Source organism: Acidovorax sp. ACV01 (assembly GCF_014851495.1).
In the GTDB taxonomy this organism is placed as follows: Bacteria; Pseudomonadota; Gammaproteobacteria; order Burkholderiales; family Burkholderiaceae_C; genus Acidovorax; species Acidovorax radicis.
Map to the genome: position 1 here is coordinate 362209 of NZ_JACUZT010000002.1, position 12498 is coordinate 374706.

Below are 12498 nucleotides of genomic sequence, written 5' to 3' on the forward strand. Positions count from 1 at the left end.
GTGGAGCATGGAAGGGCCGTGGTCCTTTCGTGCCCACGCAGTGTGTGGCCGATGGAGGGTGAGAATTGAATAAAAATGGCCACTAGCGCTTTTTGTTATTCGGTTTATTGCTATTAAAATAGTAGCAATTTTCCAGCCCTGTAGTGGTCTTGCCTGCGGCAGTCAAGTGCCCAGCGGCAATACCAGCCTGAACTCCGCCCCCCGTCCGACATCGCTGTCCACCTCCAGCGTTCCGCCATGCCGGTGGATCACGGTGTGCACCAGGGCCAGCCCCAGGCCCACGCCGCCGATGGCGGGGTGGCTGCGGTCATGCAGCCGCTGGAACGGTGCGAAAAGCTGGCCCTGCAGTTCCGGTGCGATGCCGGGGCCTTCATCGCGCACCGACACGATCCAGTGCTCCCCTCGCTGCACGATGGAGCACTGCACGATGCCTTCTTCGGGGCTGAACTTGACGGCGTTGTTCAGCACGTTGGCCAGCGCGCGGCACAACAGGGCGCGGTCGCCCACGGTGGGGGCGGTTTCCGGCGCCGTGGCAATGGTTACCTCCACACCCCGGTCGCGGGCCAGGGCCCAGATGTCGTCCACGGTTTCGGCCAGCACGGCCACCAGGTCCAGGGGCGCCATGCGGTATTCCTGCGACTCGGCGCTGGCGAGCTTGACGAAGTTCTCGGCCATGCCCAGGGACGTGCGCGCATAACGCTCGATGCGCAGCATCAGCTCATCGTCCGGCATGCGGCCGGGGTAGGCGCGCTGCATCTCCAGCAGCGTGAGGATGGAGGCGTTGGGCGCCCGGATGTCGTGTGAGATGAAGTTCATCGCCTGGTCACGCTGCTGCTGGGCGCGCCGCATGTCCGTCAGGTCTACCAGGGTCAGCAGCCAGCCAGCCTTGGCCAGGTCGGTGAAGGGCTTGCACTGCACCAGCAGGCTGCGGCCTTGGGCATCGCGCCCCTCGCTTTGTTCGGGCATGTGGTGGCCGCGCAGCTTGTCCAGGGTGATGAGGGGCTGGCCGGTGCCGGTGTGCACCAGGTCATGCAGCAGTTCGACCACCGACTGGCCCTGCAGCGGCACCAGGGGGTCTCCGCCCACGTGGTGGCGTGCCGCCATGTTGGTGAGCAGGATGTGCCCCTGCGGGTCGCAGACGATGGTGGGGGAGGGCAGCTGCTGCAGGCTTTCGCTCACGAAGTGGTGCAGGTCGCGCAGCTGGCGCGATGCGCGTTCCACGGCATTGATGCGCTTTTCCAGGAAGTCGCCGGAATCGCCGGGGCGGTGCTGCAGCCGCATCGACAGGCCGTCGCGCTGCAGACGCTCCATCTCCAGCCGCAGAAAGTGCGCGGCTGCGCTCAGGCGTCGCCAGCTCCACAGCGGATAGGCCAGCACCAGCCCGGTCAGCGCTGCAGCGGGCGCGAACTGCAGGCCTATCCACGAAGGAAGGGCCACGCTGAGCAGCAGGGTGGCCACGCCCAGCGCCGCGCTGGTGAGCAGGGCCACGAAGGGCCCCAGCAACAGCAGGGCCAGCAGTGCACACACCACGGGGGCCAGGTTGAACAGGGTGTTGAGAGCCGTGGCGGCAGGCTGGATCCGCACACCCGACAGGCGGCCGTCCAGCACCTGGGCCACCACCTCCACGCCAGGCATCAGCCGCGATTGTTGGCTCATGGGTGTGGCAAACATGTCGCCCAGGCCCGAGGCCGCAGCACCCACGAGCACGTATTTGCCGCGAAACGCCTGTGCAGGCACCTGGCCGCGCAGCACGTCGATGTAGGAATAGGTGGTGAAGTGGCCGGGACCACCGGCATACGCAATCAGCGTGCGGTCAGCGCGTTCCCAGGGGCCACTGCCTGGAGGCTGTGTGGCTGCGCCGTCGGCAACCGCCGCAGCGCGCGCGGCGTTGCACTGCGGCAACGTGGCGGGGGTGAGCGGTGCGGACGTGGCCACGCACTGCAGTGCCATGCTGAAGTGCTGCCAGGGTGCAGCGGCGGGCCCTTCCTGCAGGTACAGGCTGCGCACCACGCCGTCGTTGTCGGGAACCACGTGGACATGGCCCAGGCCGGCTGCGGCATCTGCAAATGCGGTCCAGGGCAGGTCGGCCATGTGGGCAGCCGGGCCGTGGCCGCGCCGCAGCACTGGCAGCACCACCCGCCCGCTGCGCCGCATGGCGTCGGCCAGCAGCACGTCGTCCTCGGGGTAGTCCAGGTCTTCTTCATTGAACAGCACGTCCATGCCGATGGCGCGGGGCTGCTGCGCCGATACGCGCGTGATCAGCTCCGCGTGCAGCGCGCGGCGCCAGGGCCAGCGGCCAATGGCTGCGATGCTGGGGTCGTCGATGGCAACGATGACGATATCGGGGTGCGCGGGGCGTGAGAGCAAGCGCAGGCCTGCGTCCTGCACGAGGTGGTTGACCCGGCTCAGGCTGTCGGCGGTGCTGAGCCATGCCACCAGCCCCAGCAGGGCGGTGGCCAGCAGGCTCCATTCCAGGCGCCGCTGCTGGCCCCGGGTGCGTCCGGCGGTGATCATGGGCTCAGAACCTCCGTGCCCAGGCAATGCTGCGTGCGCGCCTCAAGGGCGTCCCACGGGCTGGCCGCTCGAGGTGGAGACCGGCAGTCCCGAACCCGTGTTGATGCCCGAGCCGACCCGGATCTGGCGCGGTGGCGAGAAGTCGCTTTGCAGGCCTGTGGGGTCCAGTACCTGGATACGCACCAGGTAGTCGCCCGCAGGCAGGTTGCCGGCGGTCCATGCGGGGGCGTCGAGCTGGGTGTCGAGCACCACCTTGTCAAATGCCAGATCGTTGGCTGGGGCCAGTTGCAGGCGGAACCGCTGGCCGGGCTGCGCGGGCCAGTGCACCCGCACCGTGGTGTCGCCATCCTGCGCCTGCAACGACTGGGGAGACAGTGTGGCGGGGCGGTCTGCCACCGTGAAGGGCTGGGGCGGGGCAAACGGCCCTTGGTCGACCTGGCCTGCCGTGCCACCCGGGTCGGCCGGCCTCCCTGGATTCGCGGGGCCATGAGGCAGTTGCAGCAGGCTGGCCGCACGCCAGAAATAGTTGCCCACGGGCAGGGTGCTCAGAGGCAGGCGGCATTCGGTGAGGCGTTGCTCGTCCAGCACGGGCTGGGTGAACTGCGCATCGCGGGCCACCTGCAGGCGGTACCAGGCCACACCAGGCACCTGGGTGCACCGCAGTTCGCCCGCGCCGCTGGCCACCACCGCGCCGGGCGCGGGTTGCTGGTACAGCGGGGCCACGGGGCGCGTCTTGACCACAAAAGGCAGCAGGGCGGGTACGCCGGGGATGCCTGCGTCATCGAGGGCGCGCACCGACAGGTAGTAGCGCCCGTCCTCCACGGCTTTCCAGCGCAGCTGGCCGTCGGCAAAACTGCCGTGGCGCAGCACCTGGGTGAAGTCCGCATCCTGCGCCACCTGGGCCTGGTAGCGCACTGCGCCCGGCAGCGGTGGTACGTTGATGGCCAGGATGCCCGCATCGCTGAGCATGGCAGGGACGCCTGATGTGTCGGGTGCCGCCAGCAGCGGGCGCGGCGCGCCCACGCTGCCATCGGCCGCCACGGCCAGCCCTTGTCCCGGGGCCAGCATCGCGGCGGCCGCTGCGGAGGGGTTGGTGGGTTGGCCCGCGGTTTCTGGCTGGCGGGACTGAACGGCCACCGAACCACTGAGCACCGATGCAGTGGTCTGGCCCGATTCTCCCATCGCCACGCCGAAGCGGGTGCCGCGCACACTGGTCACGGCCAGGGGGGTGCGCAGCTCGAAGCGGCGAAAAGCCTCGGCATTGGGTGGAACACTGGATTCCACCGCACCGCTGCGCATTTCCAGCACCGATTGCAGGCTGCCCGCGCGACCCCGGCGGCGCAGTTGCCGCAGCAGCAGCTCGGACTGCGCCTGCACCCGCACGATGGTGCCATCGGCCAGCTTGACGGCGACGAAGGCGTCTGGCCCCACCTGCAGCGCGGTGCCCTCTTCGAGCTTGCCGCCCTGGGCGACGGGCGCTGGGGCGTCGCCAGCGCGGGTTTGCGCGGTGACCATGCCGTGCACGAACTCCACCGTGGCCGATTCGGCGGGCTGCAGGCGCACCGGAATCCACACCACCGAGCCCGGCACCAGGCGCCGAGGGTCGGCCACCTTGTTGCGGGCCTGCAGCAGTGGCCATTGCCGGGGCGCTGCCAGATAGGCCTTGGCCAGGCCTTCGAGGGTGTCCCCCTCCTGCACGGTGTGGGCAATTTCATCGCCTTGTGGCGTGGTGGCAGCGGCGGGGCGGGCCTGGGCGCAGGTGCTCGCCAGGCTACCGAGAAAACCCAGGGTGAGTGCCGCGCTGGCGCGCAGGGCCCAGCGGGGGCGGCCGGTTTTGGTTGCCAAGTGAAATCTCCTTCGTGCCGATCAGTGCAGGCGGGCTGGCCACGGAATCCCCTAAGGATGCCGCAGCTGGTAGTGGGGGTCAGGCCCTTCGCTGGGCCTCGACAGCTTCAAAACGGTAACCCACACCGTAGACCGCCGAGACAATGAAACCGTTGGCGGGCCGCAGGTCCAGCAGGGTGCGCAAGCGCGAGATGTGGGTGTCCAGCGAGCGCGACATGACATCCGCCACCTGGCCCCAGACGATGTCCTTGAGGTGGTCGCGCGACAGCAGCCGGCCCATGTTCTGAAACAGAAACAGGGCGAGATCGTACTCGCGGTTCTTGAGTTCCACGGGCACGCCGTCAATTTCAATGGACCGGGTTTCGGACAGGAAGCGGTAGCGCCCGAACTCCACCACGCCCCCCACATTGGCTGGGTAGGCCCGCCGCAGCAGGGCCGAGACGCGGGCATTGAGCTCGCCAATGCGCACCGGCTTGACCATGAAGTCGTCGGCGCCACTGCCCAGGCCTTCGACAATGTCGCGCTCCTCCTGGCGGTGCGTGACGAACAGGATGGGCAACTGGGTGCCCACGTTCTTGCGCACCCAGCGCACCACTTCGGGCCCTGTTGTGTCTGGCAGGTGCCAGTCCACGATCAGCAGGTCAAAGGTCTCGCGGCGCATCTCGCGCAGCAAGTCGGCTCCATTGAGGTGTGTGTGGCAGACGTGGCCCATTGCCTCCGTGGCCTGCTTGATCAGATCCAGCTGGAGCGCATCGTCGTCCAAAGCGGCTATGCGCATGGTGTTTCCCTGTCGAAAATGCAATTGCGGATTATTTGCGATAACCGTCGACCGCGCTGGAACGCTCCGACGCCCCCGCAGCCGGTTGACATTTGTTAACGCTTGGTGGCGCCCAGGGACGGGGAGCGGGGCGTGGGCGAGATTTCCCGCACCAGCCGCATGCCAACCAGGGTGTAGCGTGTCTCCGGGCTGTTCCAGTTGCGGTAGCCGCAGCGCGCATAGAACGACCAGGTGTGCCAGGAGCCCCCACGGCGCACGCGCACGGTGCCGTCTGCAGGGCCCTTTGGGTCGCTGCGCGGGGAGTGCGCATAGTAGGTGTCCCCGTGCCAGTCCGACACCCATTCCCAGGTATTGCCCAGCATGTCGTGCAGGCCAAAGGCATTGGGTGCATAGCTGCCCACGGGTGCGGTGAACGCATGGCCGTCGCTGCCCGCCAAGGCGTGCTGCTGCCAGCGGGGCCACAGGGGTGCGGCCTCCTGGTCGAAGGTGTTGGCGCTTTGCAGCAGGCCCTGCGGGTCATCACCATGGGGGTAGCGGGTGCGGGTGCCTGCGCGGCAGGCGTATTCCCATTCAGCCTCGGTGGGCAGGCGGTAGTGGTGGCCTTCGGTACGGCTCAGCCATCGGGCCAGGGCCTGGGCGTCGTTCCAGGTGATGTTGACCACCGGATGGTCTGGCCCTTGTGCAAAACCCGGGTTGCGCCACGAATAGCGGGGGTCTCGGCCCTCAAAAGCATCGCCGCGCCGCGTGGTGGCCGGGTCGTACTGGGCGTTGTAGCCATAGCCGCCTGTGCCATCGGCTTCCGATTCGGGCTGGTAGCCCGAGGCCTCGATAAAGCGCTGGAACTGCCCCACGGTGACCTCGTGCCGGCCCAGGTAGAACGCCCGGCGGATGCGCACCGTGTGCGCCGGGCCTTCATCGGCCAGATCGGTGAAGCGCCTGGGCTCCAGCGCGGGATAGGCGCGTGCCAGGACGTCTGGCGGCTCCACGCCACCCATCGTGAAGCTGCCCGCCGGAACCTGCTGGAAGACCATGCCCAGGCTGTTGGTCCAGCTGGCGGGCGCGGCGTTTTTTTCAGGCCCTGCATGGGCATAGGCGCAGGCAAGCACCGCCGCCAGGGCCATGCCATGCGCCCAGGGGAGGCGCCGTTGAGACCAGGCCACGCCGTGGGTCAGGGTTGGCGGTCGGGGGCTTCGCTCACGCATTCAAAAATCAGGCGCGAGCCATCGTTGCGCAGTAGTTTGGGAAACAGCGCCAGCGGCTGGCATTCGCGTGTGGCTGCCGCATAGGCGGGAGACGTGTCGTTCCCGTAGACGGGTACGCTGAAAGTGCGGTCGCGGCCCGATGCCATGGGCCCCGAGGGATGGTGGTGAGGGGCGGTGGCGTTGCAGCCCGCCAGCACGGCAAGCACGGAGAGGATGGCAACTGGCAGTTTCATGGGAATCTCCAAGAACAGAGCGGCCAGTTTACGCACATGGCCGGCTTTGCAGCGTAGGCGCAGTGCGCGGACGCCACACTCTTTGTTCTGGCGCTCCCTGGGAGGGCCCCGCACGGATGCAGGGGCGTCAGATTGCGAGTTCTTTTGGCGTCTGGCGCTTGTCTATCAAGAGCTTAATGCTATTAAAAAATGAGTATCCCGCCGTTTGCGGACCGTGATCTCGTGCCGCGCGCGCGGCGGTGGTCTACGCAGCGGCGGCCGCTGCTTCGGCCAGTGCCTGCAACGCGGCCGCCACGTCGGCGTCGGCCACGCCATCCACCGGGGACAGGTGCGGCGCCAGTGCCTGCTGCGCGCCGGGCTCTTTTTGCAGCCGCGCAATCGCCTGGCCCGCTTCCTTGGGGGCATCGAAGCCAGTGCTCTGCAGCAGCAGGCGGCCGTCGGCATCCACGAACTTGAAGTAGAACTTTCCGTCGGCTTCGCGGTACTGCTTGAACGAAGGCAGCGCAGCCTTCGCTGCCTTGGCGGGCTTGGCTGCCGCAGTGGTCTGGGCCAGGCTGCGCAGGCCCACGGCGGCGCGCAGCTCGCGGATGAACGGCGTGGCCAGCAAACGGGCGCGTTCGGCACCGGCCAGCAGCGTCTGCTCGATGCGGGCGGGGTTGTGGATGAGTTCTTCGTACTGTGCGCGCATGGGGGCGATCACCTGGTCCACACGTTCGAACAGCGTGTTCTTCGCATCACCCCAGGCAATGCCGTCGGCATAGGCCTTGCGCAGCGCCTCGGTCTCTTCAGGCGTGGCAAAAGCCTGGTAGATCTGGAACAGCGCCGATCCCTCGGTGTCCTTGGGCTCACCGGGTGCGCGCGAGTCGGTCAGGATGCCGCCGATCAGCTTCTTGAGCTGATCGCGCGAGCTGAACAGCGGGATGGTGTTGTCGTAGCTCTTGCTCATCTTGCGGCCGTCCAGCCCCGGCAGGGTGGCCACGTGGTCGTCGATGGCGGCTTCGGGCAGCACGAAGTGCTCGCCGTAGAGGTGGTTGAAGCTCGCAGCCATGTCGCGTGCCATCTCGATGTGCTGGATCTGGTCGCGGCCCACGGGCACCTTGTGGGCCTTGAACATCAGGATGTCTGCGCCCATCAGCACCGGGTACATGAACAGGCCGGCCGTCACGCCGTCGTCCTGCTCGCGCCCGGCGGCGGTGTTCTTGTCCACGCTGGCCTTGTAGGCGTGGGCGCGGTTGAGCACTCCCTTGCCGGTCACGCAGGTCAGCAGCCAGGTCAGCTCGGGAATTTCGGGGATGTCGGACTGGCGGTAGAACGTGACCTTCTCGGGGTTCAGCCCTGCGGCCAGCCAGCTCGCCGCGATCTCCAGCGTGGAGCGCTGAATGCGTGCCGGGTCCTCGCACTTGATTAGCGCGTGGTAGTCGGCCAGGAAGTAAAAGCTCTGCACATCGGGCGCGAGGCTGGCCGCCACCGAGGGGCGGATGGAGCCCACGAAGTTGCCCAGGTGGGGCGTGCCCGTGGTGGTGATGCCGGTGAGAAAGCGCGTGGTGCTCATGGGAACGGTGTCTGCAGGGAAATGAGAGAAAGAGAGAGAAGGAGAGTCAGCGCAGGAGGGCAGTCAGCGGAGTGAGCAGCAAATTGATGGCGCCGTAGCCCAGGGCCATGAGGGGACGCAGCCACAGTGTGCCCACCACCCCGGCGATCACCAAACCCATCACGATGAAGAAGCCCCAGGGCTCGATGCGGGACACCATGTGCGCCTGTTTCCAGGGCAGCAGTCCCACCAGGATGCGCCCGCCGTCGAGCGGAGGCAGCGGAAACAGGTTGAAAGCCCACATCACGAGGTTGACCAGCACGCCTGCGCGCGCCATCTCGATGAAAAAGCGCTCGTCCACCCCAAAGCCCACCAGCGAGACCAGCACCACAGCCCACAAAATGGCCTGGATGAAGTTGGACGCCGGCCCCGCCAGTGCCACCCACACCATGTGTTTCTTGGGGTTGCGCAGGTTGCCGAAGTTGACCGGCACGGGCTTGGCATAGCCAAACAGGAAGGCGCCCGAGGTCGCAAAGTACAGCAGCAGCGGCATCAGGATGGTGCCGACCGGGTCGATGTGCTTGATCGGGTTGAGGGTGATCCGGCCCATCATGTACGCGGTGTTGTCACCAAAGTGGCGCGCGGCGTAGCCATGGGCTGCCTCGTGCACGGTAATGGCAAACAACACCGGCAGGGCGTAGATCAGAACGGTTTGGATGAGATTGGAGATGTCCACCGGTCGATTGTCTCAGACAGAGCGCATGGTGGCCTTCCACAGCGCTGCCCTCGCCTGCACGGAATGCCGCTATCCCCCTCGGCAAGCAGAAGACACTCCGCCATCCCTATGGATTTCTTGGCACACACGCGCAGCGATCCTGAGGCCATTGGTGGCCGCCTGGTGCACGCGATGCACAGCAACTGCTCCAACAGGCCGATGAGGCCCTGTACACCGGCAAGCACAACGGCAAACACAACCTGCACCGAACGCGGGATGTGGCATCCGAAGTGCTCTCATAAAGATAGCTGAAAGCGGTATGGTTGATGCGCTGGCGCCTCATGGGCATTGAAAGGGCGAAGGGGATGCGTCTTGCACGGGTGCCATGGCGCGTGCCCCCGGGTCCGAACCGCTAGTCCGCATTTCCAATCATTGATAGCATGTCGCATACGGTTACGAATTGCAGCACTGCGGCTGCGCTCCCGTTGCCCCACCCGCGCCTCTTCTTGTCACGTCACGCTTCTGGAGACCCATCCCGTGCCATTTGAACAATTCAAAATCGGAACCCGCCTGTTGCTGGTGTTTGGCGGCATTGCGCTCATCGTGGCGGTGCTCATGGGCATGGGGCTTTCTCGGATATCGCGGGCGGAGGATGTCTACCGGGGTGCCCTGTCGTCCACTGCAGGCACAGGTGCCGCTGCCACGGCGGGCGAAGGCCAGCAGCGCGCTTCGCAGGCAGCACAGGAGCACCTGCAAAGCGCCCGCTGGTGGATCGTGGGTGGCGGTGTGGCCGTGATCGCGCTCTCGCTGCTGGGGTTCATGGGCCTGCGCGGCAGCATCGTGAGCCCGCTCAACCAGGCCATCCTGATTGCGGAGACCGTGGCCTCGGGCGACCTGAGCCAGGAGTTCAGCACCGAGCTGCAGGGCGATTTCGGCCGGCTGCTGGGGGCGCTGGGCACGATGGAAGACACGTTGACCGACCTGGTCTCCCGCATCAAGCAGGATGCGGACGCGATCAGCGCCTCGGCCGTGGACATCGACCATGGCAATACCGACCTTTCGCGCCGCGCCGAGGACCAGGTGTCTTCACTCACCGAAACTGCCGCCAGCATGGAGCAGCTGACGGCCACCGTGCGCCAGAACGCAGAGCGTGCGCATTCCGCCAGCGGCCTGGCCGTCAAGGCTTCCGCCATCGCTGAGCACGGTGGCCTGGTGGTGGGCGAGGTGGTGCAGACCATGCAGGCCATCAGTGGCAGCTCCCGCAAGATCGTGGACATCATTCAGGTCATCGAAGGCATCGCCTTCCAGACCAACATCCTGGCGCTGAACGCCGCCGTAGAAGCTGCCCGGGCGGGCGAGCAGGGCCGGGGCTTTGCCGTGGTGGCCAGTGAGGTGCGCAACCTGGCCCAGCGCAGCGCCGTGGCCGCGCGAGAGATCAAGGCGCTGATCAGTGCATCGGTCGAGCAGGTGGAAAACGGCGCCGGCCAGGTGGGCAAGGCTGGCAAGACCATGGAAGAGATCGTGACGGCCGTGGGCCAGGTCAGTGCGCTGCTGGGTGAAATCTCCATCGCCCTGCGTGAACAGAGCGATGCCATCAGCCATGTGAACGTGGCGGTGTCGCACATGGATGGCACCACCCAGGAGACGGCTGCGCTGGTGCAGAACGCGGTTTCCACCGCGACGTCGCTCACGGCCCAGGCGCGCGACCTGGAGCAGGCCGTGGGTGCGTTCAAGTTGTAGCCCCCTGAGCGGCTGCGCCGCTTCCCCCTCAGGGGGACGCCACCGGTGGCCTGGCGGAGCCAGTTCCACGGTGGCGCTGGTCTTTGGCAGCGACAGTTTTGGGTGCGGTAGCCTGAAAGGCGCTTTTGCTGACCCTCAAGACCGCTCTGCGCGGGCGCAGGGCGGGTCACGGGATTTCAGCTTTACAACCCCAAAGCCTTCAAGCTGCCCCGGCCTTCGCGCACCACTTCGGGGTCGCCGCCGGTGCCCATGGGGGTCAGGTCCACCACGGTGGTGGGTTCCAGCGGGCAGGCGCCCGCATCCACGACGGCATCCACCAGCTTTTCGTAGCGTTCGCGGATTTCCTGCGGGTCGTTCAGGGGCTCGGTCTCGCCGGCCGGGATCAGCGTGGTGGCCAGCAGGGGGGCGCCGTGCAGCTCCAGCAGCAGTTGCAGGCCCTTGCGGTCGGGCACGCGCAGGCCGATGGTCTTGCGTGAAGGGTGGCTCACGCGGCGTGGCACTTCCTTGGTCGCTTCGAGGATGAAGGTGTAGGGGCCAGGCGTACCGAGCTTGAGCAGGCGGTACTGGCGGTTGTCTACGCGGGCATAGTTGGCCAGCTCCGACAGGTCACGGCACAACAGGGTGAGGTGGTGCTTGTCATCCACCTGGCGGATGCGGCGCATGCGATCGACAGCATCCTTGTCGTCCAGGTGGCAGACCAGCGCATAGCTGGAATCGGTGGGCACGGCCAGGATGCCGCCCTTTTGCAGCAGCATGGCGCCCTGCTTGAGCAGGCGCGGCTGGGGGTTGTCGGGGTGAACTTCGAAATACTGGGCCATGAAATAGTGCGTCTCAAACGGCAGCGGGGTGCCGAATGCGTTCAGCGAGCAGCTCCCAGACCGGGGTAAGCTGGCCGGGCAGCAGCGGCAAGGTCCCCAGGTCGGTGTGGGACTCGTCCGGGCTGTGGAAGTCGCTGCCGCGTGACGCAGCCAGGCCAAATTCCTGCGCCATTGCGGCATAGGTGACATATTCGGCCGCGCTGTGGCTGCCGGTGACAACCTCCACCCCCCGCCCGCCGTGCGCCTTGAACTCGGAAAACAGCGCAAATTCTTCGTTGGCACTGAACTTGTAGCGCGCCGGGTGGGCAATGATGGCCATGCCACCTGCCTCGGTGATCCAGCGCACGGCATCGCCCAGGGACGCCCAGCGGTGTGGCACGTAGCCCGGTTTTCCCTCGATGAGGTACTTGCGAAACACCTCGGACGTGTCCCTGCAGACTCCGGTCTCCACCAGGAAGCGCGCGAAATGGGTGCGCGAGATCAGTGCCGGGTTGCCCACGAACTGCAGCGCGCCCTCGTAGGCACCGGGAATGCCCACCTGGGCCAGCTGTTCGGCCATGTCTTTGGCGCGTTCGCCGCGCCCGCCGCGCGTGGCGGCCAGGCCCTGGGCCAGCTGGGTATTGTCGGGGTCGAACCCCAGGCCCACGATGTGGACGGTGGTGTCGGCAAACGTGACCGAGATTTCGGTGCCTGTGAGATAGGCCATGCCCTGTGCGTGGGCGGCGGCAGCGGCACGGTGCTGGCCGCTGATTTCGTCATGGTCGGTGAGCGCCCACAACTCGACCCCGTTGGCCCTCGCCCGGGCGGCCAGGTCTTCCGGGGTCAGGGTTCCGTCGGATACCACGGAATGGCAATGCAGGTCGGCGTTCAGTATGGGTGTCACCGTGCCATTTTAGGGCTTGTACCGAAAATGCGCGCCACTGCGCGACCCCTGGGCTGTCGTGGGCAGGTTCTCGCAGATCTGGCATGGTGCCGCAGCCCTGGGGTGGGCTGTCCTGTCACCTTTGGCGCCCAGGGTGCGGGTTTTTCCCGGGGAGAACGGTGTGGCAATGGGCCGGGGCGGGGTCCGGGCTGACGTAGGCTATGGTCTGCTGTTGATGCAATCGGGTGTTGCGGGCGACG

General features: G+C 66.8%; 10 protein-coding genes. 1 reads left to right on the forward strand and 9 read right to left on the reverse strand.

Translation table 11 applies throughout. The features are described 5' to 3' along the window. Positions 1-162: 162 nt before the first annotated feature. From IB243_RS06215 to IB243_RS06245, 7 genes are all read right to left on the reverse strand, one after another. On the reverse strand, positions 163-2514 hold the full coding sequence (locus IB243_RS06215; RefSeq protein ID WP_192425806.1) for a CHASE2 domain-containing protein: 2352 nt from the start codon (positions 2512-2514) through the stop codon (positions 163-165). A 42-nt stretch (positions 2515-2556) separates the two neighbouring features. Next, entirely contained in the window at positions 2557-4359 is a 1803-nt protein-coding gene (locus IB243_RS06220) for a FecR domain-containing protein (protein WP_192425807.1), read from the reverse strand. Positions 4360-4438: 79 nt separating this feature from the next. Further along, complete coding sequence (locus IB243_RS06225) at positions 4439-5137, reverse strand: response regulator transcription factor (RefSeq protein ID WP_010463363.1); 699 nt, start codon at positions 5135-5137, stop codon at positions 4439-4441. 95 nt (positions 5138-5232) lie between these two features. Then, positions 5233-6258 (reverse strand): formylglycine-generating enzyme family protein, encoded by a 1026-nt coding sequence (locus IB243_RS06230; protein ID WP_192426327.1) that lies wholly within the window; start codon positions 6256-6258, stop codon positions 5233-5235. Between the two features lie 47 nt (positions 6259-6305). Next, positions 6306-6572 carry a hypothetical protein gene (locus IB243_RS06235; RefSeq protein ID WP_010463366.1) on the reverse strand — a complete coding sequence of 89 codons (267 nt, stop codon included), beginning with the start codon at positions 6570-6572 and terminating at the stop codon, positions 6306-6308. 244 nt (positions 6573-6816) lie between these two features. Continuing rightward, positions 6817-8124, reverse strand: a complete 1308-nt coding sequence (locus tag IB243_RS06240; RefSeq protein WP_192425808.1) for a tryptophan--tRNA ligase — start codon at positions 8122-8124, stop codon at positions 6817-6819. A gap of 46 nt (positions 8125-8170) precedes the next feature. After that, on the reverse strand, positions 8171-8839 hold the full coding sequence (locus IB243_RS06245) for a site-2 protease family protein (RefSeq protein ID WP_010463370.1): 669 nt from the start codon (positions 8837-8839) through the stop codon (positions 8171-8173). A 516-nt stretch (positions 8840-9355) separates the two neighbouring features. On the opposite strand from IB243_RS06245, the gene IB243_RS06250 reads away from it, so the two are divergent. Continuing rightward, complete coding sequence (locus tag IB243_RS06250; RefSeq protein ID WP_010463374.1) at positions 9356-10558, forward strand: methyl-accepting chemotaxis protein; 1203 nt, start codon at positions 9356-9358, stop codon at positions 10556-10558. A gap of 182 nt (positions 10559-10740) precedes the next feature. Here IB243_RS06250 and IB243_RS06255 read toward each other — a convergent pair whose 3' ends face one another. Continuing rightward, positions 10741-11376, reverse strand: coding sequence for an L-threonylcarbamoyladenylate synthase (locus IB243_RS06255; RefSeq protein ID WP_010463376.1), 636 nt, complete (start codon positions 11374-11376; stop codon positions 10741-10743). A 13-nt stretch (positions 11377-11389) separates the two neighbouring features. Further along, positions 11390-12259 (reverse strand): 3',5'-nucleoside bisphosphate phosphatase, encoded by an 870-nt coding sequence (locus IB243_RS06260; protein ID WP_010463379.1) that lies wholly within the window; start codon positions 12257-12259, stop codon positions 11390-11392. Positions 12260-12498 lie beyond the last annotated feature (239 nt).

Excerpts from the sequence above, each read along its gene's own strand:
- IB243_RS06215 (WP_192425806.1), bottom strand. The coding sequence starts at position 2,514 with ATGATCACCGCCGGACGCACCCGGGGCCAGCAGCGGCGCCTGGAATGG.
- IB243_RS06225 (WP_010463363.1), bottom strand. The coding sequence starts at position 5,137 with ATGCGCATAGCCGCTTTGGACGACGATGCGCTCCAGCTGGATCTGATC.
- IB243_RS06230 (WP_192426327.1), bottom strand. The coding sequence starts at position 6,258 with ATGGCCCTGGCGGCGGTGCTTGCCTGCGCCTATGCCCATGCAGGGCCT.
- IB243_RS06235 (WP_010463366.1), bottom strand. The coding sequence starts at position 6,572 with ATGAAACTGCCAGTTGCCATCCTCTCCGTGCTTGCCGTGCTGGCGGGC.
- IB243_RS06240 (WP_192425808.1), bottom strand. The coding sequence starts at position 8,124 with ATGAGCACCACGCGCTTTCTCACCGGCATCACCACCACGGGCACGCCC.
- IB243_RS06255 (WP_010463376.1), bottom strand. The coding sequence starts at position 11,376 with ATGGCCCAGTATTTCGAAGTTCACCCCGACAACCCCCAGCCGCGCCTG.